The following is a 21,990-nucleotide window of genomic DNA, read 5'->3' as shown; positions in this document are numbered from 1 at the left end:
GTCAGAGGAGTAATGATGAAGTTAAAGCTTGACTGGTCTTGTGGTAGGGCGTTACGGCAAATGACTCAAAAAACCCAGACCGGATCAAAACGTCCAGGGAAAGCAATTTCTGGAAGCTGGAGAAAAAGAATTTTCTGGAGTGCAGCGATCGCGCTTTCTGGCGGAGCGATCGCACTCTCATCGAGTCTCGATCCGGTGTTAGCAGCCGAACGAGTGAAAATGCGCTTGGGGCCATTTCACCAGTCAGTAGCGGTCAGCGACTTAGAAGAATTTGCCAAAACGGGGAAAGTTCCCCGGACGCTTAAGCACTACCAGCTTTTGTTAACTCCCCAATTTCGGGAAACGCTCAACTCTAGCTTGCAGCTAGATCCCAAATTGGGAGACAAAGTAGTTAAAGACCTGTTGCGATCACCAGTAGGAAAAGAGTTAATCGAGAAAATCGGCGTGGCTTTGCCCGACAGTAACATTGAAAAAATGCAAGCTGCCTTGAGTCTAGCTGTGCAACAAAGCAACGGCTTAAGCGTTATCAGCTTTTTGCAGGCATACCCAGCCGAAACAATAACCTTAGATGCTTCAAGCGCGATCGCTATTGTCCTAGAATTTAACGCCCCCTACTGGGAGAGTAAAGCTTTAAGCTTGCTCTTAGAACGGGAATTGACCGTCGCTGGGGAAAATTTCAGCCCAGCCTTTAACCCAGCAGCTTTCGGTTCTGAGAGAGTGCAAAAACAAACTCGGAGTTTTTACGACCGAAGACGCGATCGCAAAATCATCGTCGATCTCTACTGGGCAAACTCATTCTCCGCCCCAGTCTGGAAAGAACTGCCAGAGGTAATAAAGAGAGAGGCAAAAGCGGGAGATCAGGGAGACAAATCCTCCTGGTCTCCCTCACCGAAACCGCAGCAACTCAACACCCCATTGGTAGTCATCTCTCACGGTTTTGGTGCTGACCGCTCATTTTTAGGCTACCTAGCCCGTCATCTAGCATCCCACGGTGTCACCGTCGCCGCCATCGAGCATCCTGGTAGTAATGCCAGCCGACTTTTTGCCGAGCATTTAGGCAGCAGCCCTGTAGGGTTCCCTGGACTTAATCCCTTGCTAGCAGCATCCGAGTTTATCGCCACGCCTAAAGACGTTAGTTTTTTGCTAGATCGGTTAAAAAAGCTAAACCAGAAACCAGGCTCCCTACAAGGTAAGCTAAATACCGAGAAAGTCACCGCCATCGGTCACTCCTTGGGCGGTTACACAGCTTTAGCTTTGGCAGGAGCCGAACTGAATTTAGACGAATTGCGATCCGTGTGCAAAAATCGCAACCCGCTTTTGAAATCTGGAGGAGACTGGTTGCAGTGTGCAGGCGCGGATTTACCTGAAAAGAGAGTGCAATTGCGCGATCGCCGGATAGCGGGCGCGATCGCTCTCAACCCAGTTATCGGACAGTTGTTTGGCAAAACTGGACTTGCCCAAGTTGCCACCCCCACCTTAATCTTGACCGGGACAGATGACAACCTCACCCCAGCACTGAACCATCAACTGCGACCTTTTAGGCAACTACCTAATCCAAAATACTTGATCACGGCCATCGGTGGCACTCACTTAAGCATTAGCGACTTTAGCCCCGGCTCCCAAGGCGAAGTTCTCACCCGAACTACGCTGGTTAACGAAAGAACAGGCATGGTTGCTACTCCTATGCGTCAGTTGCTCCAAGGGATCGGCCTCTCGTTTGTCAAACAACTAACTCCAGCCGCCCCAACTTACGAGCCGTTTCTCTCACCCGCCTACACCCAATCTTTTTCTACCCCAAAAATGCCTCTGCGCTTCAATACGCAATTACCAGCAAGTATTATTTCCTGGCTTAGTTTGTCTGCACTGCCATAAATTGGGGATTGGGGATTGGGGATTGGGGATTGGGGATTGGGAATTGGGGAATTGGGAATTGGGGATTGGGGATTGGGGATTGGGAATTGGGGAATTGGGAATTGGGAATTGGGAATTGGGGATTGGGGATTGGGAAAAAGTCTTACCTAGTCCCTAGTCCCTAGTCCCTAGTCCCTAGTCCCTAGTCCCTAGTCCCTTGTCCCCAGTCCCTTGTCCCTTGTCCCCAGCCCCCAATCCCCAGTCCCTTGTCTTCCATATCTACCCTCTCCTGTTTTTCACGGAAAGCAACATAGCAAATGGTTACAATTCCCGTAGCATCACGCTTACATATTCAAGAGAGTTTAGCCTATACTGCATCCAAATAGTTCGGCAAACAATAATAGCTGTCGAAGGGCGCGATCGCAATTCGGGCGGACGACCGGGAAACTACTGCCACCACCCCATTCCCTATCCCCAATGTTCTATGACTCCCAGTTCCGATATTTTTCTTACTAATCACACTGAAGATCAGCCGCCCGAACTACCTCAACAGCAAGAGCCGTTTCTAGGTGGTTCTGTAGAAACATTGCTGTATTTATTAGAACAAGCGATCGCATATAGCGGTACAGGTATCGTCATTAGCGATGCTACTCTACCCGACAATCCCATCATTTATTGCAACCGGGCCTTTGAAAAAATTACAGGCTACTCCCGCAACGAGATTATCGGCAGAAATTGCCGATTCTTGCAGGGAGCAGACACAGATCCCATCGCTATAGAGCAAGTCAGCAGCAGCATCCGCGAGGGAAACTCTTGTCAAGTCGTCCTCAAAAATTACCGCAAAGACGGCACACATTTTTGGAATGAGCTGAAGATTTCGCCAGTCCGCGACACTAAGGGGCGCGTAATTCACTACATCGGGGCGCAAACCGATATCACCGAGCGCGTATTAGCTACAGAAGCTTACACCACAGCCCAAACAGCACTCAAACAAAGTGAAAAAAAGTACCGCGATTTAGTCGAAATATCGCAGGATCTAATCTGGTCAACCGACCAAGAAGGGCGGTTTACTTTCGTTAACTCTGCCGCCAAGAGCATTCTGGGTTACGAACCAGAAGAAATGATTGGGCATACCTTCACCGATTTTCAGCCGCCAGAACAACAGCAGCAAGACTGGGAAGTGTATCAGCGGATTTTAGCGACCCAGTCTCACTATCAGTATGAGACAGTACAACTGCACTCGGATGGCACGCCTGTCCATATAAGTTTTAACGCCATTGTTCTGCGCGACGAAGCTGGGTTAGTCTTGGGGACAACGGGCATCGGCAGAGACATCACCGAGCGCAAACGTGCAGAAGTTGCTCTCTTGCAAAGCCAAACATTTCTCAACTCTGTGTTAGACAATCTACCCGTCGGGGTTTGTTGTAAGAATGCTTCCGATCTCCGTTTTGCGTTCTGCAATAAAACCTGCGAGGAGCTGCTCGGCTTTTCCAGAGAAGACCTGCTGGGCAAGAATGATTATGACTTGTTCCCACAAGAACAAGCTGATTTCTTCACCCACATTGACCAAGAAGTGTTGAGGAATGGCAAACTGGTAGACATTCCCGAAGAGCAGATTCAGACTGGGCATCAAGAGCTAAGAATACTGCACACCCGGAAAATACCGCTTTTAGATGCCCAAGGAACACCAGAGTATTTGCTGGCAATTACAGAAGATATCACCGAACGCAAGCAAATTGAGACTCAATTGCGAAAAAGTGAAGAACTTTATCGCACAATAGCCAAAAACTTCCCTAATGGTGCTGTACTGTTATTTGACAGTGACTACCGCTACACCTTAGCTGAAGGTACAGACTTAGAATCTGTCGGCTGCTGTAAAGAGAAAGAGTTTTTGGAAGGAAAAACCCTGCACGAGACAGTCACGCCGAAAACCAGTGAACTCCTAGAGCCTTATTTTCATGCAGCACTGACTGGCACCGAAAATGTCTTTGAAGTCCCTTATCGTGATTCGCGCTTCTGCGGCAATCGCTTTGCTTCACGCATCTATAAAGTGCATACTCTGCCAGTGAGAAATGAAAACGGAGAGATTACCGCTGGCATGATGATGACACAAAACATCACCGAGCGGAAGCAAGCAGAAGAGGCATTGTTGGCGCAGCTTTGCATGGAGGCGCTGCGAGCAGATGTACACCTCGCTTTGACGCAGAAGGCAACTTTGCAACAAAACCTTCAGTTGTGTGCCGAAACCATAGTTCGACACCTTGATGCAGCATTTGCTCGTATTTGGATACTCAACTCGGAGGAGGATGTACTCCAGTTGCAAGCTAGTGCTGGAATGTACACCCATATCGACGGCCCCCATAGCCGAGTCAGAGTTGGCGAGTTTAAAATTGGTATGATTGCCCAAAAGCGCCAGCCACACCTGACGAACACCATCCAAGACGATCCTCTCATCAGTGATCGAGAGTGGGCGAAGCGGGAAGGAATGGTTGCTTTCGCTGGCTACCCCCTATTTGTAGAAGAAAAGCTGGTTGGCGTGATGGCAATGTTCTTTACTAAACCGCTGTGTGAAGCGAAACAGATGGGGCTGTTCACGGTAGCGAATGCGATCGCTTTAAATATCGAGCATAAGCGAACCACAGAAGCATTGTCCGAAACTGAGGCAAAATTACAAAAGCTAGCTGCGAATATGCCAGGAATGATTTATCGATTCCTCCTGCGACCAGATGGCTTGATATCTTTCCCATACATGAGTCCCGGTTGCCGAGAATTGTATGAAGTGGAGCCAGAAGCCGCCCAGAGCGATGTTTCCCTCGTCTACAATCTAATTCATCCCGATGACCTCCAAGAGCATAAAGACTCTGTGGCGTTATCCGCGCAAACGCTCCAGCCTTGGCACTGGCAAGGACGAATGTATACAGCATCAGGAAAGCTGAAATGGATTCAAGGTGCAAGCCGTCCAGAACTGCAAGCCAATGGCGATATTATCTGGGATGGCTTGCTGATGGACATCACTGAGCGAAAAACCGCAGAGGAAGCCTTGCGATACAAAACTACTCAGCTAGAGCAAACTTTAAAAGAGCTGCAACACACTCAACTGCAACTGGTACAGTCAGAAAAAATGTCCGGTTTGGGGCAGCTAGTTGCTGGTGTTGCTCACGAAATCAACAACCCCGTCAACTTCATCTATGGCAACCTTGTCCATACCGAGGAATATACTCAAGACTTGCTCAACCTCCTGAGTCTGTATCAGCAGCACTATCCCAATCCGGTGCCGGAAATTCAGGAGGAAGCCGAAACAATTGACCTCGATTTTCTACTCGAAGACCTCCCCAAAATGTTAACTTCGATGAAAGTGGGGGCAGAGCGCATCCGCGAAATTGTCCTGTCTCTGCGGAACTTCTCTCGTCTGGATGAAGCCCAGATGAAGCCCGTAGACATCCATGAGGGCATCGATAGTACGCTGCTGATCTTACACAATCGTCTCAAAGCCAAGCCTGAAAGTCCCGGTATTCAGGTGATTAAAGAATACAGCGACTTGCCCCTCATCGAGTGCTATCCAGGGCAGCTAAACCAGGTATTTATGAATATCCTTGTCAATGCAATTGATGCTTTGGAAGGGGCTGGGGGCTGGGTACTGGGTACTGGGGACAAGGGACTGGGGACAAGGGACTGGGGACAAGGGACAAGGAAATCCCCAATTCCCAATTCTCAATCTCCAATTCCCAATCCCCAATCTCCAATTCCCAATCCCCAATCCCCAATTCCCAATCCCCAATTCCCAATCCCTAATCCCCAATCCCCAACCCCGGAGATTCGGATTTGCACCGAGCTGCTGAATGCTGAGCGTGTGGTAATAAAAATAAAAGATAATGGATCGGGAATGACTGCCAATGTGCGATCGCGCTTGTTCGATCCTTTCTTCACTACTAAAACCGTAGGCAAGGGTACTGGCTTGGGGCTATCCATTAGCTACCAAATTATCACCCAAAAGCACGGCGGTGTCTTGAAATGTTTCTCAGAACCTGGACAAGGAGCGGAGTTTTGGATTGAAATCCCTATTTGCCAAAATTGAAATTTCTCGTTTCTACTCTCTGAGTGAGAACCAGACAAACAAACTTGATATGAGGCTCCAGCCTTAGGGTAAGCATTCCTAGCCTTTGGCTCGGAACGAGACAAACAAAGCAAAACGTAAAGTTGCACATTGCTTTCGTTACCATTAAGGTAATAGCTACTTGGAAAGTAGCTTTTTGAGGAAAAAACAAAAGTCATGGACCCGATCACAATTCTTGCTCCCCTAGCCCTACTGATTATCGGCTCAGCAGTGGGTTCTGGGAAAATTATCAATGAGGGTAATCAAGCTTTGGTAGAGCGCTTGGGTCAGTTCCATCGCAAACTAGAACCCGGTCTTAACTTCATCATCCCTTTTGTGGACTCAATTGTAGTTGAGGAGACAACTCGTGAGAGGGTCTTAGACATTGAACCTCAAGAAGCCATCACCAGAGATAATGTTTCTCTGATAGCCGATGCTGTGTTGTATTGGCAGATTTTTGATCTCAAGAAAGCTTATTACGCTATTGATGATATTGAAAACGCGCTGAAAAATCTGGTTTTGACCCGGTTGCGAACTGAAGTTGGTCAGATGGAGTTGGAGCAGACCTTTTCAGCTAGAAAAGAAATTAATCAGGCAATGCTGGCGGAGCTCGATGATGTGACTGACGCTTGGGGCGTGAAAGTCACTCGTGTGGAAGTTCTGGATATTATGCCAGTTCAGACGGTGCTAGAGTCGATGGAGCAGGAGCGGGCAGCTGAGATTAAAAAACGGGCATCAATTTTGGAAGCTGAGGGCGCTGCGGAGTATATGAACCGGATTTCTCAAGCTTTGCGATCGCAAGCTAATAGTAAGGAAGTTTTGCAATTTTATCTGGCTCAGAGATTTGTCGATGCTAACTATAGATTAGGCGAATCTCCCAATTCCAAGATTCTGTTTATGGACCCGAAAGCTATGAGCGAAGCACTCGGAGAGCTGATGGGAACGGAGACTGACGTACCAAATGGCAGCAATGGCGGCAATGGCAATAAGTAATTTAGAATTAAAAAAGTTTTATTAATTTTTAATTCTAAATATGGCATCGGCGACGCGACAGACATCGTGCATTTGTTGAATGTCGTGTACTCGCAGGATATCAGCACCACTCGCGATCGCTCCACAACAAGCCGCCGCAGTTCCCCAAACTCTGGCTTTGGGATCGGGTTGATTTAAAATCCGCCCGATAAAACTTTTCCGGGATGGCCCCACTAAAATCGGCACGCCCAAAAAACGTAACATCGGCAAGGAACGCAAGATTTCTAGGCTTTGCTCGTAAGTTTTGGCAAAGCCGATACCTGGGTCAATGATAATCTTCTGGCGGTCAATGCCAGATGCGATCGCGCTTTCTATCCGGCTTGCCAAAAACTGCCCGATCTCCCCCATCAAATCCTGATAATCTGTCATCTGCTGCATCGTCGCAGGCGTTCCCCGGATGTGCATCAACACAATCGGTACGCCTAACTCTGCTACGGTGGGCAACATCTGAGGGTCGAAAGTCCCGCCGGAAATATCATTGATCATATCTGCCCCAGATGCGATCGCAGCCCGTGCTACATCCGAGCGTGTCGTATCCACCGAAATCACCACTGACGATTTTGAAGCGATTTTTGGGGAGATTGATGAGGGAGTTGAACCATTACTGGTTCTTCCCCCAACCTCCCGTTCTTCCCAAAACATCGCCTGATTTTCGCTGGGGGGGTCGGTTGGATCAATTTGTTTGTCTTGTCTTTCGCCTTCTCGGAGTGCCTGCACTACTGGCAGCACCCGATGCAATTCCTCTTCTAAAGAGATTTGGGCGGCTCCTGGTCGAGTCGATTGTCCTCCCACGTCGAGAATATCTGCACCAGACGCTATTAGATGCTGAGCCTGCGCCAGGGAAGAAGCGATCGCTCTGAAGTCTCCCCCGTCACTAAAACTATCAGGTGTTACATTCAGCACGCCCATCAAATACGTGCGCTTTCCCCACTCAAAGGTTTGTCCCCTGATTGTCAAAAATCCGCTGTCATTAGTCATTAGTCCTTAGCCATTAGTCGTTTGTTAATAGCTAATGACCATTAGCCATTAGCCATTAGCCACTAGCCATTAGCCATTAGCTAATGACTACTACTTATAATTCACAATCCGAGCAAAACTCTCAGGCTCCAGACTCGCTCCCCCCACCAGCGCACCATCAATTTCTGGCTGCGCCATGATTTCATCAATATTATTAGGCTTTACCGAGCCACCGTACTGAATCGAAACATGAGGATTCTTTAACTGACTGCGAATCAGACCGATTACCCGGTTAGCTTCCGGGGAATCACAGGTGTCGCCAGTGCCAATTGCCCAGATGGGTTCGTAGGCGATAACTAGGTTCTGCTGGTCAACGTCAACAAGACCTTTCTCAAGTTGGGTGACGATCAGGGATTCCGTTTCACCATTCGCTCGTTGTTCTTTGCTTTCACCGACGCAGAGAATCGGCGTTAGACCACAGTGCTGGGCTGCTTTGAGTCGCCGATTAACTGTTTCATCGGTTTCGCCAAAATATTGCCGCCGTTCGCTGTGACCGACAATTACGTAGCGCACACCGATTTCAGTGAGCATGGAACCGGAAATTTCACCTGTGTAGGCTCCCTCCTGCTCCCAGTGGATATTCTGGGCAGATAGCAGCACCCGGTTGTTATGTAAATTCTTCGATAGGATGCCCAGATCGGTGAAGGGAGCCGCGATAACGACTTGCCGCTCCTGGGGGGTTTCTTCCAGGTGGGACATGAATCCTTGCAAAAACTCCAGACTCTCTGCCTGGGTTTTGTACATTTTCCAATTACCAGCAATAACTATTTTCCGCACAGGTAGCTCAGCCAAGTTCACAATGCTAAAAACTGTAACCTCCAGTTTAGTACGGCGCGGGGGAACCTCTGCCTTTAAGGGGATCAATTTTATACATAATGTAGATGCGATCGCGATCGCCTTGATGCTTACCGGGCTTCCCAAAGAGTAGCGTATGGCCCTACACGCGGGGCTTTGCTCTTTTTTTCCCCCTTCTATCTCTTAGGTATTACTTCAAAATTTTTTCCCGACTTTCCTCTGGATTCACCTCACAGGTTCAACCTAATGCAGGATGGTCTGGAATAATCGTAAAACATAAGATTATATCAGAAAGAAAAATAAAGAATTAATAAAATATCGTCGGTAAAAAATATGAAATTAGCAATTCTAGCAACCGCAGCACTTCTACTTCCCTTAAGCTTAGTAGCTCCGGTTCGCGCAGAAAATCCGGCCCATGTCAGACAGTTGATAGAAACTAAACAATGTAAGGGCTGCGACTTAACACAGGCAAATCTGGCAAGCGCTCACCTGGCCGGGGCTGACTTGAGAGGGGCTAATTTGAAAGGCGCAAACTTGTCCAAAGCTAACCTGGAAGGTGCTGATTTAACAGCGGCTAATCTGGAAAAGGCTAATATGACTGCCGCATTTATCAATAGTGCGGATCTCCAACAAGCAGACTTGAGCGGTGCCAACCTGACTCAGGCAAACTTGATGAATGCTAACTTAGAGGATGCTGCCCTAGATAATGCAATTCTGCCCAAAGGCATGAGATAGAGTAAGGCAGTTGTTGAAAACTAATACCTCAAATACTGCGGCTCGGTCTGTAACAGACCGAGCTTTGTTCTATCTGCTATTTAACGGTTCGCCGCCGCTTCGCGGGCTGCTGTTGCTTCATCCGGGTGAATGTTCAAGCGCGTCAAATTAATCCGACCCTTTGAGTCAATTTCTCGCACCTTGACAACCACTTCATCACCGACAGCTACTTCATCTTCTACGCGACCAACCCGATAGTCAGCCAGTTGAGAAATGTGGATCATGCCTTCTTTTCCGGGAAGCACTTCCACAAAAGCACCAATCGGGATAATACGGGTAACGCGACCAGCATAGACATCTCCTTCGTTCAGCTTCCGCGTCATACCCTGGATAATGTTGCGGGCTTTTTTCGCCTTCTCACCATCCACGGAAGAAATCGTTACGGTGCCATCATCGTCAATATCAATCTTGGCACCAGTTTCTTCAGTGATACTCTTAATCATCTTGCCTCCGGGCCCGATGATCATGCCAATCAAGTCTGGATCGATCTTGATTGTCAGCAGACGAGGCGCAAACGGCGACATTTCAGTACGCGGCTTCTCAATGGTCGTCAGCATTTTTTCCAGAATGTGCAGCCGCGCCCCCTTGGCTTGCTCAATCGCTTTGGCGATTACCTCTAAGGGCAATCCGCTGATTTTCATGTCCATTTGCAAAGCCGTGATGCCGCTCTCGGTGCCTGCAACTTTAAAGTCCATATCGCCCAAGAAATCTTCGATTCCCTGGATATCTGTGAGAATGCGAACTTCGTCGCCTTCTTTGATTAGACCCATTGCTGCGCCACTGACTGGCTCAGAAATTGGCACGCCAGCATCCATCAAAGCAAGGGTGGAACCGCACACGGAACCCATCGAGGTTGAACCATTGGAAGATAGCACTTCCGATACTACCCGAATCACATAGGGAAATTCTTCTTTCGGCGGCAACACTGGCACGATGGCTCGTTCTGCCAGCGCTCCGTGACCGATTTCCCGACGACCAGGAGCGCGCATCGGCTTGGTTTCCCCTACAGAATAGGGCGGGAAGTTATAGTGATGCAAGTAGCGTTTTTCATCTTCTGGGTGCAGGTCATCTGCGAGATCCTGGGCATCGCCTGGGGTTCCGAGAGTGCAAACAGATAATACTTGGGTCAGTCCCCGGTTAAATAAACCGCTACCATGAACGCGAGTAGGTAACAGACCGACGCGACAGGAGACGGGACGCACTTCATCAAGTTTGCGACCGTCTACGCGAACGCCATCTTCGATAATCTGACGGCGCATCATCTTTTTGGTGATACCTTTGAAAACGTTGCTAACTGCTTTAGAGTTTTCGGAAGCGGCAACTCGTATCGGGTCTTCTTCGGGTAATTGGGCGATCGCGCTGGTGATTTGCGTCTCTTTGATCTCGTCTAGGAGAGCATCACGCTGGTTTTTATCTAAGTCAAATTTAGATAAGACTTCTTTGATTTGAGCGGTTGCGCGATCGCTTATAAAATTCTCTAGCGTCGGGTCTAATTCCGGCGGTGTCTCTTGCACCATCTCTATACCCAGTTCTGCTAAAAGCTCTCGCTGCGCCTGAATTAAATCGCGCACCGCCTCATAGCCAAAATCAATCGCCTCAATCACATCCTGCTCTGGCAACTGGTTGGCTCCAGCTTCCACCATAATCACACCTTCTGGGGAACCTGCCACCACCAAATCCAAATCCCCCGCCTCAATCTCTGCATAAGTAGGATTGATAATAAAATCATCGCCTACTAAACCAACACGCACTGCCGCCATCGGCCCCATGAAAGGAATTTTTGCCAACAACACGGCAATCGAAGCGCCAGTCACCGCTAGCACATCCGGCGGTACTTGCTCATCCATAGAAAGTGTCGTTGCTACCACTTGCAGGTCATCTCGCAACCAGGAAGGAAACAACGGACGCAGGGGACGGTCAATTAAACGGCTTGTCAGTGTCACCTTTTCCGGCGGCCGCCCTTCCCGTCTCAGAAAACCACCGGGAATGCGACCTGCTGCATAAAGCCTTTCTTCGTAATCTACTATTAAAGGCAGGAAATCAATTCCCTCTCTGCCAGTTGAGCGAGTCGCCGTGACTAAAACTACCGTATCTCCTGACTGAATCAAAACTGAACCCCCTGCTTGTGGGGCAAACAACCCCACTTTCAGTCGAATATCCCGTCCATCAAAGGATATTGACTTGTCTAGTTCTACCATGTGGTACTTTGTCCTTTCATCATTTTTCTTTATCTTTCGCAATCCTAGCATTTGTATAATGTTGGTGCTTTTAGTCTGTTGTCAGTTGTCTGTTAGCGTTTGAAGGTTGTCAGCTTCTCCCAACCGGACAACCGGACAACCTAACGACTTTTGACTGAACTAATGCCTAATGACTAATGGCCGATACATCATCAGTCCGTCTACCACCCGTCCATCAGATAAATAGGCCGCACCTGGAATGCGCCCTATTGTCTGAAATCCCAAGGATTCCCATAACTGGATGGATGGGGTGTTGTTTGCAAAGACTAAATTGAACATCACCGCCGTATAACCTTGAAGGGTGGCAATTTCTAGCATTCCCTGTCCCATCAACCTCCCAATGCCTTGACCCCGCATAGATGGTTGTACAATAAAGCCAGCATTACAGATGTGGCTGCATCGTCCGGGAAAATTGGGTTTTAGATAGAAAGCTCCCAAAATTTCCTCCGGCGTTGCCGCGGTTTCGTCATCGGCAGTGACGACAAAAGCATCGTGAGTCATCCAGTAGGCAGCAAATTCTACTTCGGATAGAGGTTGATTTTGTGGATACGTTTGATCCTCAATAATGATTTGGTTCAATAACGCCCTGACCGCATTTTGTTCGCTTAGGCGCATCCGGTCTAAGTTTACTTTTGTTCCATTTTTTAAACTTTTCTGCCAAGGCAAGTTAATATTCATAGTTTTTTGGAAAATATATTATGTCTTATGTAAAAATTGATTTAAAAACTTATGATTTACCAGGTAGCTGTTAGATAATCTACACAAAATAATTGGATAGAGATTTAAGTTAAAAATCAAGAAATTAAATTTTAAATCATGGCAGTTTTACACGGTAGTTGGCTACTTCAATCTCAGAATAGTTACTTATTTCTTTGGGGAGAAACTTGGCGACCAATTCCGCCAGATGGATCTTCTAATACAGATTTGATACCATTTCATCCTTTGGCGATGACACAGGCGGAATTGATATCTTTCTTGCGATCGCGCAGTGTCTTTGGAGGAGAATCGCCTCATCTTGATATTGAGAAATTTGTCCAAATATCGGCAACCAAAAGCAAAAATAATCGTACTGCGGATGAGAAATGGCAGCATTGTATACTAGCTCTCCCCACCCAAACAGGGGAGACAGGCGAACCAGTTTATCCCGTATTGTCTACCAAAATGGTGTCAGAAAATGAGGATGCGCCGCCTCTATTTTTACACCCTTGGCAGGTTGAGGGGCTGTGTCTTAACCCTTTGCAAGCAATGCAATTTTTGCAAGCGCTTCCCCTTGGTTCTTTGAAAGCATCTGACACATTTGTAGGGGGAGAATTGCGCTTTTGGTCACATATTGGTCGATGGGTTTTGGATCTTCTGGCTCGGTGCAAGTTTTTGCCCGCACTGGATCGGCAAAAAAATGATACCATCGTCGCTCGTTGGCAACCGCTGCTGGATAGTGCAGTAGATCGGGAGCGTTTAGAAAAGTTTACCGCTTTGATGCCATCTACTTGTCGCACGTATCGGGGGTTGGGGACTGGGGACTGGGGACTGGGGACTGGGGACAAGGAAACTTTCCCGAATACCTCTTTCCCAATTCCCAATTCCCAATCCCCAATCCCCAATCCCCAATCGGTACAGTTGCCGATAGAACCCCAGGAGTTACTGTTGGGATTCTTGAGTAGTATGATAGACACGATTGTGAGGTTGCGTGTTGGCAATCCTAACTTAAGTGCAGTAGAACCTGCGGTTAGAGAATGGTTAGGCGCTCTATCTACGACATCTGATACCCTAAACGCACCAACGGGATTAGGAAAGCTGGAAACGGCGCTCAAAGATTGGATAGCGCCCGTGCGGAACCATTTAGTTTCTAGAGCGATCGCTAACGGGGAATCTTACACTTTTTTAGCGCCAGAGCAGAATCTGTTTCGCACCTGTTTGGTTCTCCAACCACCAACATCAGGTGAGGAAAACTGGACTTTGGATTACTTTCTCCAAGCAGTTGATAACTCAGAATTTCTGGTGGATGCGGAAACCATTTGGAACCATTCCTTGCAGCGAGGAGTGTTCAAAGGTCGGACAATTGAGCATCCTCAAGAGACTCTGCTGGGCGGTTTAGGTTTGGCTTCCCGAATATATCCTCCCATAGAAGCCAGCTTGCACGACCGCCGTCCGCAGTTTTGTCGTTTGACACCAATTCAGGTGTATGAGTTTATCAAGGCTGGCGCATGGCGGCTCGCTGACAGCGGGTTGGGGGTAATTTTGCCGCCCAGTCTGACACCTGTTGAGGGAGAAAATCGGCGCTTGGGGCTAAAAATTCGCTCCAGTGCGACACCAGGAAAAGGTCAATCAGGGTTACAAAGTTGGCTGGATTTTGAGTGGGAATTAGCTATAGGCGATCGCACAATTTCTAAACAGGAATTTGACCGACTCGTAGCTCTCAAAAGTCCACTTGTACAAGTGAATGGCGATTGGATTGCACTGCAACCTTCAGAAGTTAAAGCAGCGGCGGCGCTGTTGGCGACACCGAAAGATCAGCTTTCTCTCTCTTTAGAGGACGCTGTGCGCCTCAGCAGTGGCGATACCAAACTTGTTGAAAAACTTCCGGTAGTTAGCTTTGAGGCCTCAGGGCCCCTGGAGCAGTTGTTGACGACTTTAACAGATAACAAGAAAGTGGAAGCGATCGCGCCTCCCGCAAACTTCCACGGTCAGTTGCGCCCATACCAAGCCCTCGGAGTCGGCTGGCTCTCCTTCATGGAGCGCTGGGGCTTGGGCGCTTGTCTGGCAGATGATATGGGACTGGGAAAAACGGTTCAATACATCGCATTTTTGCTAAATTTACAAGAAAAAGGGAGATTAGAAGCACCAACTTTGCTAATTTGCCCGACTTCAGTGTTGGGTAACTGGGAGCGAGAAGTTAAGAAATTTGCCCCGACGTTGAATGTTGTAGTCCACCACGGAGATAAACGCGCCAAAGGGAAAACCTTTACCAAAGCAATCAAAGGGAAAAGTTTGGTAATTACCAGTTATTCTCTCGCATTTCGAGATGCTAAAGACCTGCAAAGTGTTTCTTGGCAAGGAGTGGTATTAGATGAAGCCCAAAACATTAAGAATCCCCAGGCGAAACAATCGCAAGCTGTACGTCAGCTAAAAGCAGGTTTTCGGTTTGCGCTGACAGGAACTCCGGTAGAAAATCGATTGGCTGAATTGTGGTCAATTTTGGATTTTCTCAATCCTGGGTATTTGGGAACGCGAGATTTCTTTCAGCGACGGTTTGCTTTACCGATTGAGAAATATGGGGATACAGCATCGTTGCAGACATTGCGATCGCTTGTTAGTCCTTTCATCCTTCGTCGTCTCAAAACCGACCGCAAAATCATTCAAGACTTGCCAGAAAAGCAGGAAATGAATATATTCTGCGGACTTGCATCAGAACAAGCTACACTTTATCAACAACTGGTAGATGAGTCTCTTGGTGAAATCGAAGAAACCGAGGGTGTTCAACGCAAGGGAATGATTTTAGCTTTATTGCTAAAACTGAAGCAAATTTGTAACCATCCTGCACAATTCTTAAAATCAGCAGGCGAAACTAAAGATTCATCTTTCCGCAGTCGTTCTGGTAAAGTTCAGCGGCTAGAAGAGATGCTAGAAGAGGCTTTAGCAGAAGGCGATCGCGCTTTAATTTTCACTCAATTCGCCGAAATGGGAAAACTCCTCCAGCCTTATTTAGAACAACAACTTGGCTGGGAAACATTGTTTTTGTATGGCGGAACCCGCAAACAACAACGGGAGGAAATGATAGACAGATTCCAGAACGACCCGGAAGGCCCCAGAATATTTATTCTATCTCTAAAAGCTGGTGGTACAGGTCTTAACTTGACACGCGCTAACCATGTTTTCCACTTCGACCGTTGGTGGAATCCAGCAGTAGAAAATCAAGCAACAGATCGGGTATTTCGTATCGGTCAAACTCGTAATGTTCAAGTGCATAAATTCATTTGCACAGGGACTCTGGAAGAAAGAATCAATGACATGATTGAAAGTAAGAAAGCGCTGGCGGAACAAGTTGTTGGTGCTGGCGAACAGTGGCTAACAGAACTGGATACCGACCAACTCCGCAACCTGCTTTTACTTGACCGCAGTGCAGTAATTGATGATGAATAAATGCTGAACGACTAAGAGGATGTCCCAGAAGCGTCAAAAGTTAGCTTGATCCCCCCAGCCCCCAGCCCCCGCGCTATAGAGAAGGGGGAGAATCAAGTGTTAGTCCCCCTTTTTAAGGGGGATTTAGGGGGATCTCACCGTCTAAGCGTCTCGATTATGAATCCTCTAAACTCGCAACCGCACAAACTCTCATCCGCCTTCAATTCTCGTTCTCAGGCTGAGGAAACCAGAGAACAACAGGAGTAAAACAAAATGACAAATTACGATATTCAACAAAGTCGAGAATGGTGGGCGCAACGGTGGCTAGATTTACTAGAGTCTTTTGGCTGGCGGCGTCGCTTGGAACGGGCGCGAATATATGCACGAGAAGGCAAAGTTTTAAGCCTAGAATTTCGCGGTCACAAGGTGCTTTCCAGAGTGCAAGGAACTGCGCCTGAACCATATAAAGTTGTTTTATCGCTGGATGCTTTTAGCGACGAGCAATGGGATTATGTGATTGAAACTATGTCACAGCGGGCAATTTTTTCAGCTCGTTTGTTGGCTGGAGAAATGCCACAAAATATTGAAGAAGTGTTTACTGCAAATGGTATAAGCTTGTTTCCGTTGACCAAGTTTGATATTCACAGTAAATGCTCTTGTCCCGATCCGGCTAATCCTTGCAAACATATTGGAGCAGTGTATTATTTGTTAGGCGATCGCTTCAGCGAAGACCCCTTCGTAATCTTCCAGCTGCGCGGACGTACCAAAGAACAAATACTCGACACATTACGTCAATTGCGGCGCGGGGCTGATGAAACTTCTGAAACAGAAATTACTGCTGAAACATCTCAGCCAACTCGAACAGTAACCCCGCTTAAAATTGAACAATTTTGGCAATACAACGAGCCGCTAGAGTCTTCTTTAGTTGTAATTGCACCAGCAAGCAACGACACAATATTAGATGTTTTAGGCCCTATTCCTTTATCATCAGGTTACAATTCAGCTTCTAGTCAGCCAGTGATGCAATATTTAGATACAGTTTACAAAACAGTCAGCCAGCAGGCTATTTTATCGGCAATGAATTTAGAGGAAAGCTGATTAGGTAGTCATTACTTTAATAAGTAACTGTGCAGAATTAATTACACAATCTTGCCTTGATACATCAGGATTTCAAGAGAATTTGATGTGTAATTTATTTCACATATCCACCTAGAATACATCTGTAAGGACATGGCATTGCTATGTCCTTACCAAGGTGGCTCGAACATCAGAACCACCATATATTCCACCCAACTGAAAAACCCTATATAGCAATCCTAAATCATTTATGAACTTCTCCCTTTCCTCTGCCGGCCGCGCCTGGGCGGTTGATTTAAAAGGTAGTCACAACTCAAATAGGATTGCTATAGACAAGCTGAATTCCTTTATTACTGTCCAAATTCGACCCTTGCTTGCTCAACAAACTCAACCGTGACAATATCCGAACCAGCAGCACGAGCTAGCTGCTCAATCCGTTGTCTCGCCTGAGTGCGGACAAAAAAGGGAATATTTTTCAGCTTTGTTTTGGCATCAGGTGTCCACTGTAAAGCATCTGTAAAATTAGGATCACGCATGGTACGCCAGCCTTCTGCTGTCAGCAAGGAATATTAATTACATTTTATCTGAGTGTGCGATCGCGCCGAGCATTACTATTTTTGAGCAGAAGCGAGTTTCTTCTGTGCTGATTGCAGCAGGTTTTGGGCTTCTGAATAGGCGGTTGTCCCAGATTTAACCGTTTGCAGCTGATTGATAATTACTTGAATCTGGCTAATTATCTGGCTACGATCTGAGGGAGAAGAAGCAGTTAAATTTTGGATTTGTTCTTGAGCGCCTTTGAGGGCTTCTACAGAATCTTGCTCCATTTTAAGGCGAGTTTGCACAGTCCCCAAGTTAGTTTGGTAAGTTGCTAGTAACTCTTGCGCTTTCCCATAACCAGGGTCTTCAAGTTGGATTTTTTCCAGTCGGTCAATTGCTTTTTCCCAGAGACTTTCAATTTGTTGCCACTTCTCTGCTGGATGAGGTGGTTTTTGACCAAGTGTAGCAGCGGCGAAGGCAAATTTTTGACCAGCCGCAATTAATTTGTCACTATTGGCATTACTAGGAGCTTGCAGTTTGGTTTGCACCTTTGCCAGATTAGTTTGGTATGTCGCCAGTAACTTTTGCGCTTCCAGATAGCCAGCGTCTTGCAGTGAAACTTGCTTAAGTCGATTAATTGCCTCTTCCCACAAATTTTCAACTTGTTGCGCCTCAGATTGGGAAAGGGAGGGATTTTGTCCAGCTTTTTCCGCCTGCATTGCAAATTCTTGGGCAGCTGCAATTAAAGTGCTACCAGCCACCTTTTCAAAATCGCGCTTGTAAGCTTTGAGGTTGGTTTGTGCTGTTTCTCCTGCCAGAGTTTCTTGGGGAATTTGATCCATCTGGTCGATGGCTGTCTGCCAAGATGCGATCGCTTTCTGTCTATCTGCCGCTGTCTGTGCTTGTTGATACTGCTCTTTTGCGGCGTTTAGTGATGGTTGGACTTTATCCAGTAAATTCTGAGCATTTTTTTCTTGAAACAGCTGGGCTTCCATCCGCCCGATAGTGGCACGAGCCGATTTAAACTCATCTACTGTAAAATTCCAACCAAACCAAAAAGTGTATTGAGGCCAGTAGCCCAGAAACCAGACAGGCAGCGCATCCAGATGTTTTTGTGCTTGTTTGACTTTCTCGGCACCAAGCTCAAAATCAGCGCTCGCAGTAGCTTTGTTCACCAACTGGTCAGCTTGCTCAACTTGCGCGATCGCTTGACGATAGTTGTGATCCATACTCATATAGCTGGGGAGCAGCAGGATCGGTGCTGTTTTGGCAACAGGCCATCGAATCATTGGATAAGGCAAATTCACCACCCACAGCGCCCCTGCTGAGCCACCTAGAAACATTGTTACCCAGATAAGTTTGCTGAAAATACCTGGTTTTTGGTTGGCTTTTGCTGCCTTCTTCAGTTCCTTTTCATTGAACTGTGGCAATAGGTCGATAACTGTCTCACGTAATTCTTCTAAAGATGCTGGAGAGCCTTTTTGCTGCCGCAGTGTTTCTAAGCGTTTGAGAACGATCTGCCGTTCAGCTTGGCTTATCGGATCGTTACCGGAACAGTTTCTAATTTCAGCACGCAGGATTTCAAAAGCGCGATTGTTGAGACGGGACATAGACTAACACCAAGCAACTGATGTTAGTGTTCCCGAAATCAACTGGAGAATCACTGGGCCTACTACAGACACAATTTTTCAAGAACGCCTGATATTAAAGCAGCACCATTCTTGCCGTCGCCAGAGAGTGGCAACAATCCAATCGTGTTGTTCTAAAGTATCGGCAATTGGTTTGGCTTGCTCTAGCAAAACACCGCTAATAATTCCCCAACTAGAAGGTTTAGCGATCGCAGTCATTTGCGGGATCAAGTCAATAATCACCTCTGCCAAAATATTGCAGAGAATGCCATCGACAGGCTCATCGCTCATTTTTATCAAGCGGTCGATACTACCCTGCTCTACAATGAGACGCTGGGGGCTAATCTTGTTAAGTTCCCGATTGCTGCGCGTGGCTCGCACCGCCATCGGATCGATATCTATGGAATAAACTTTTTCGGCACCTAACAACACAGATGCAATCGACAGAATCCCCGATCCGCAGCCAATATCCGCCACAGTAACCCCTTCTTGCTCGCCATCCAAGCGCATTTCTAACGACTCTAGACACAGCTGAGTTGTCTGATGAGTCCCAGTGCCAAAAGCCGCACCGGGATCGAGGCGCAGGGTATGGCGTTCTGACTGTTCTGGAGGAGGTAGCCAAGCTGGGTAGACAAGTAAGCGATCGCCTACTTCTTGCGGTTGCCAATATTGCTTCCAGCTACTCGACCAATCCTCCTCATCAATCAAATGCCAATGGGTCATCGGCATCGCCAATCCCACCATCAGCGCATCCTGACGCAACCACAGAGACAGCGCCGCCAAATCCAGCAGATTTGCATCAAGGGGAGATAAGTAAGCGCACACCAAGCTGGAATGTCCTTTTACCTCACTGGAAGTACCGCGACAGCCAAATTTTTCCAGCCTCCAGAAGATTAAATCTTCCAAAGCTGGGTCGCCCAAAACTTGAATTTCCCACCAGGTGTTCGCCATATCTATTTTGGATTTTAGATTTTGCGGGGGCGAAGGAGTTTCTCCGCCTCCGATGATTTTAAATTTTAGATTTTAGGTAACGGGTTAGAACCACACAACCTGAGGATTAACGAGTAAACCTTTAATCCAAAATCCTTGCATCCAAAATCCCTGCATCGTTTAAAGAGTCACCGTATAAGCATCCCGAATGCCGGGAATTTTGGTAATCTCGCTCAATATTCCCTCCGGTAAGGGATCGTCCAGGCTTAGCACCATCACCGCATCGCCCCGGACAATTTTGCGTCCCACCTGCATACTGGCAATATTGACATTAAAACTGCCCAACAGGGAACCGATATTTCCAATAATCCCTGGCATATCTCGGTGGAGAGTAAACAGCATATGAGGGCTGGGGGGGACGTTGATCGGGAACTCATCAATGCTGGTGATGTGAATTTCCCCATCTCCCAATAAAGCGCCCGTCACCGAATGCTCCCCAAGCGTTCCCTGCGCCTCCAGATGCAGCGAACCAGAATAGTCTCGAATCGAGGCATCCCGCGTTTCAATCACGCGAATTCCTCGCTCCTTGGCCTCAATACTGGCATTCACGTAATTTACCCGCTCTCGCAGCGCCTGCGAAAGCAATCCTTTAAGTGCTGCCACTATCAGAGGCTGACTTTGATTAGTTGCCAACTCTCCTTGCAGGCGGATATTCAACGAGTCAATCCGTCCTCCAGCCAATTGTCCCACCATATTGCCCAGAGTTTCCGCCAATTGCAGATAAGGTCTGAGTTTTTCCAGAACGTCGGGACGCAAGCCGGGAATATTCACCGCTGAACGGGCTGGAAGCCCCAGCAAAACATCTCTAATTTGCTCAGCAACATCGATGGCGACATTCACCTGCGCCTCAGCTGTGGAGGCTCCCAGATGGGGGGTGAGGACGAGATTTTTGCCCAAGGATTTTAAGGACGACTCGCCTAACGGTTCTGTCTCGAAAACGTCTAAGGCAGCACCAGCAATTTTGCCTTCTTTGAGAACTTCTGCCAAAGCCGCTTCATCAATGATGCCACCACGGGAGCAATTGATAATCCGGGTGGTGGGTTTCATCTTGGCTATGGCTTCGGCGTTAATCAAGTGAGTGGTTTCTGGAGTTTTCGGGATGTGCAGGGTGATGTAGTCTGCTTCCTGAAACAGCAAATCCAACTCTACTAAACGAGCGTCTAGTTCTTCTGCCCGTTCCACAGAGATGAACGGGTCGTAAGCTAGTATTTTCATCCCCATTGCTTTGGCGACGGTGGCGACATGGGAGCCGATTTTGCCTAAACCGACAACGCCGAGAGTTTTCTTGTAAACTTCCGTCCCGATAAAACTTTTGCGATCCCACTGACCACTTTTAACAGACGCATTTGCGTCGGGAATATGGCGGGAGAGGGAGAGCATCATTGCTAGGGCGTGTTCTGCTGCGGCAATTGTATTGCCTTCTGGGGAGTTGACGACTACAATCCCCTGACGGGTGGCAGCTGGGACATCGACATTATCGACACCAACCCCAGCGCGACCGATGATTTTTAGCTGTTTGCCAGCTTCGATAATTTCTTTGGTGACGCGGGTTCCAGAACGAATCATTAGAGCGTCGTACTCTGGCATGATCCGCACCAGTTCTTCGGGTGAAAGACCTGTTTTTACGTCAACCTGGGCAACTTGGGAGAGGATGTCGATTCCAACTTGGTCTATTGGGTCAGAAACAAGAACCTTGGACATGATTGGCAGGTAGGTCTAGGTAAAAAATTATCAGTTCCTGTACGCAAAACTTTTGAAAAGCCAAGAGCGATATTGCGTACAGGGAGCAAGGATTGAAAGTCAGCTAATTGATGGCAGTTGACTCAAGAGCGATCGCATC

The 21,990-nt window shown here is 47.5% G+C and carries 15 protein-coding genes; 7 read left to right on the top strand and 8 right to left on the bottom strand.

Features of this window, described 5'->3' with window-relative positions:
* The first annotated feature begins 60 nt into the window (after positions 1-60).
* From H6F74_RS21940 to H6F74_RS21925, 4 genes are all read left to right on the top strand, one after another.
* Complete coding sequence (locus H6F74_RS21940; protein WP_199301493.1) at positions 61-1,872, top strand: alpha/beta hydrolase; 1,812 nt, start codon at positions 61-63, stop codon at positions 1,870-1,872.
* 1 nt (position 1,873) lies between these two features.
* Positions 1,874-2,029 carry a hypothetical protein gene (locus H6F74_RS21935; RefSeq protein ID WP_190444275.1) on the top strand — a complete coding sequence of 52 codons (156 nt, stop codon included), beginning with the start codon at positions 1,874-1,876 and terminating at the stop codon, positions 2,027-2,029.
* Positions 2,030-2,068: 39 nt separating this feature from the next.
* Positions 2,069-5,926 (top strand): PAS domain S-box protein, encoded by a 3,858-nt coding sequence (locus tag H6F74_RS21930; protein WP_190444274.1) that lies wholly within the window; start codon positions 2,069-2,071, stop codon positions 5,924-5,926.
* A gap of 195 nt (positions 5,927-6,121) precedes the next feature.
* Positions 6,122-6,937: a stomatin-like protein gene (locus H6F74_RS21925; protein ID WP_190444273.1), complete on the top strand. Its 816-nt coding sequence runs from the start codon at positions 6,122-6,124 to the stop codon at positions 6,935-6,937.
* A gap of 21 nt (positions 6,938-6,958) precedes the next feature.
* Here the strand turns inward: H6F74_RS21925 and folP are convergent, their stop codons facing one another.
* Both folP and tpiA read right to left on the bottom strand, forming a co-directional pair.
* Positions 6,959-7,954, bottom strand: coding sequence for a dihydropteroate synthase (gene folP, locus H6F74_RS21920; protein ID WP_199301491.1), 996 nt, complete (start codon positions 7,952-7,954; stop codon positions 6,959-6,961).
* Positions 7,955-8,044: 90 nt separating this feature from the next.
* Complete coding sequence (gene tpiA / locus H6F74_RS21910; RefSeq protein WP_190444350.1) at positions 8,045-8,770, bottom strand: triose-phosphate isomerase; 726 nt, start codon at positions 8,768-8,770, stop codon at positions 8,045-8,047.
* Between the two features lie 351 nt (positions 8,771-9,121).
* Here tpiA and H6F74_RS21905 point away from each other — a divergent pair, with 351 nt between their 5' ends.
* Positions 9,122-9,523, top strand: a complete 402-nt coding sequence (locus H6F74_RS21905; RefSeq protein WP_190444272.1) for a pentapeptide repeat-containing protein — start codon at positions 9,122-9,124, stop codon at positions 9,521-9,523.
* Positions 9,524-9,603: 80 nt separating this feature from the next.
* On the opposite strand, the gene H6F74_RS21900 is transcribed toward H6F74_RS21905, so the two are convergent.
* Both H6F74_RS21900 and H6F74_RS21895 read right to left on the bottom strand, forming a co-directional pair.
* Entirely contained in the window at positions 9,604-11,760 is a 2,157-nt protein-coding gene (locus tag H6F74_RS21900; protein ID WP_190444271.1) for a polyribonucleotide nucleotidyltransferase, read from the bottom strand.
* A gap of 159 nt (positions 11,761-11,919) precedes the next feature.
* Positions 11,920-12,471: a GNAT family N-acetyltransferase gene (locus H6F74_RS21895; RefSeq protein ID WP_190444349.1), complete on the bottom strand. Its 552-nt coding sequence runs from the start codon at positions 12,469-12,471 to the stop codon at positions 11,920-11,922.
* A 144-nt stretch (positions 12,472-12,615) separates the two neighbouring features.
* Between H6F74_RS21895 and H6F74_RS21890 the strand changes: the two genes are divergently transcribed.
* Together H6F74_RS21890 and H6F74_RS21885 are read left to right on the top strand one after the other, a co-directional pair.
* On the top strand, positions 12,616-15,939 hold the full coding sequence (locus tag H6F74_RS21890; protein ID WP_190444270.1) for a DEAD/DEAH box helicase: 3,324 nt from the start codon (positions 12,616-12,618) through the stop codon (positions 15,937-15,939).
* Positions 15,940-16,191: 252 nt separating this feature from the next.
* Positions 16,192-17,016, top strand: a complete 825-nt coding sequence (locus tag H6F74_RS21885; protein WP_190444269.1) for an SWIM zinc finger family protein — start codon at positions 16,192-16,194, stop codon at positions 17,014-17,016.
* A 329-nt stretch (positions 17,017-17,345) separates the two neighbouring features.
* Here the strand turns inward: H6F74_RS21885 and H6F74_RS21880 are convergent, their stop codons facing one another.
* The 4 genes from H6F74_RS21880 to serA form a co-directional block, all read right to left on the bottom strand.
* The gene (locus H6F74_RS21880) at positions 17,346-17,531 is read right to left on the bottom strand and encodes a PCP reductase family protein (protein WP_190444268.1); all 186 of its coding nucleotides are present in this window, start codon (positions 17,529-17,531) and stop codon (positions 17,346-17,348) included.
* Between the two features lie 75 nt (positions 17,532-17,606).
* Positions 17,607-19,142 (bottom strand): hypothetical protein, encoded by a 1,536-nt coding sequence (locus H6F74_RS21875; RefSeq protein ID WP_190444267.1) that lies wholly within the window; start codon positions 19,140-19,142, stop codon positions 17,607-17,609.
* Positions 19,143-19,220: 78 nt separating this feature from the next.
* On the bottom strand, positions 19,221-20,111 hold the full coding sequence (gene prmA / locus H6F74_RS21870) for a 50S ribosomal protein L11 methyltransferase (protein WP_190444266.1): 891 nt from the start codon (positions 20,109-20,111) through the stop codon (positions 19,221-19,223).
* A gap of 159 nt (positions 20,112-20,270) precedes the next feature.
* Positions 20,271-21,851 (bottom strand): phosphoglycerate dehydrogenase, encoded by a 1,581-nt coding sequence (gene serA, locus H6F74_RS21865; RefSeq protein ID WP_190444265.1) that lies wholly within the window; start codon positions 21,849-21,851, stop codon positions 20,271-20,273.
* Between the last annotated feature and the right edge of the window lie 139 nt (positions 21,852-21,990).

The organism is Trichocoleus sp. FACHB-90 (assembly GCF_014695505.1).
Lineage (GTDB): Bacteria > Cyanobacteriota > Cyanobacteriia > Cyanobacteriales > FACHB-T130 > Funiculus > Funiculus sociatus.
The sequence above is the reverse complement of the archived record's forward strand: the minus strand, read 5'-3'. Positions and strand labels throughout refer to the sequence as shown.

Bases quoted from the DNA above. Each gene is read 5' to 3' on its own strand.
- H6F74_RS21925 (WP_190444273.1), top strand. From the start codon at position 6,122: ATGGACCCGATCACAATTCTTGCTCCCCTAGCCCTACTGATTATCGGC.
- serA (WP_190444265.1), bottom strand. From the start codon at position 21,851: ATGTCCAAGGTTCTTGTTTCTGACCCAATAGACCAAGTTGGAATCGAC.
- H6F74_RS21900 (WP_190444271.1), bottom strand. From the start codon at position 11,760: ATGGTAGAACTAGACAAGTCAATATCCTTTGATGGACGGGATATTCGA.
- H6F74_RS21885 (WP_190444269.1), top strand. From the start codon at position 16,192: ATGACAAATTACGATATTCAACAAAGTCGAGAATGGTGGGCGCAACGG.
- H6F74_RS21875 (WP_190444267.1), bottom strand. From the start codon at position 19,142: ATGTCCCGTCTCAACAATCGCGCTTTTGAAATCCTGCGTGCTGAAATT.
- folP (WP_199301491.1), bottom strand. From the start codon at position 7,954: ATGACTAATGACAGCGGATTTTTGACAATCAGGGGACAAACCTTTGAG.
- H6F74_RS21880 (WP_190444268.1), bottom strand. From the start codon at position 17,531: ATGCGTGATCCTAATTTTACAGATGCTTTACAGTGGACACCTGATGCC.
- H6F74_RS21940 (WP_199301493.1), top strand. From the start codon at position 61: ATGACTCAAAAAACCCAGACCGGATCAAAACGTCCAGGGAAAGCAATT.
- H6F74_RS21905 (WP_190444272.1), top strand. From the start codon at position 9,122: ATGAAATTAGCAATTCTAGCAACCGCAGCACTTCTACTTCCCTTAAGC.
- H6F74_RS21890 (WP_190444270.1), top strand. From the start codon at position 12,616: ATGGCAGTTTTACACGGTAGTTGGCTACTTCAATCTCAGAATAGTTAC.
- prmA (WP_190444266.1), bottom strand. From the start codon at position 20,111: ATGGCGAACACCTGGTGGGAAATTCAAGTTTTGGGCGACCCAGCTTTG.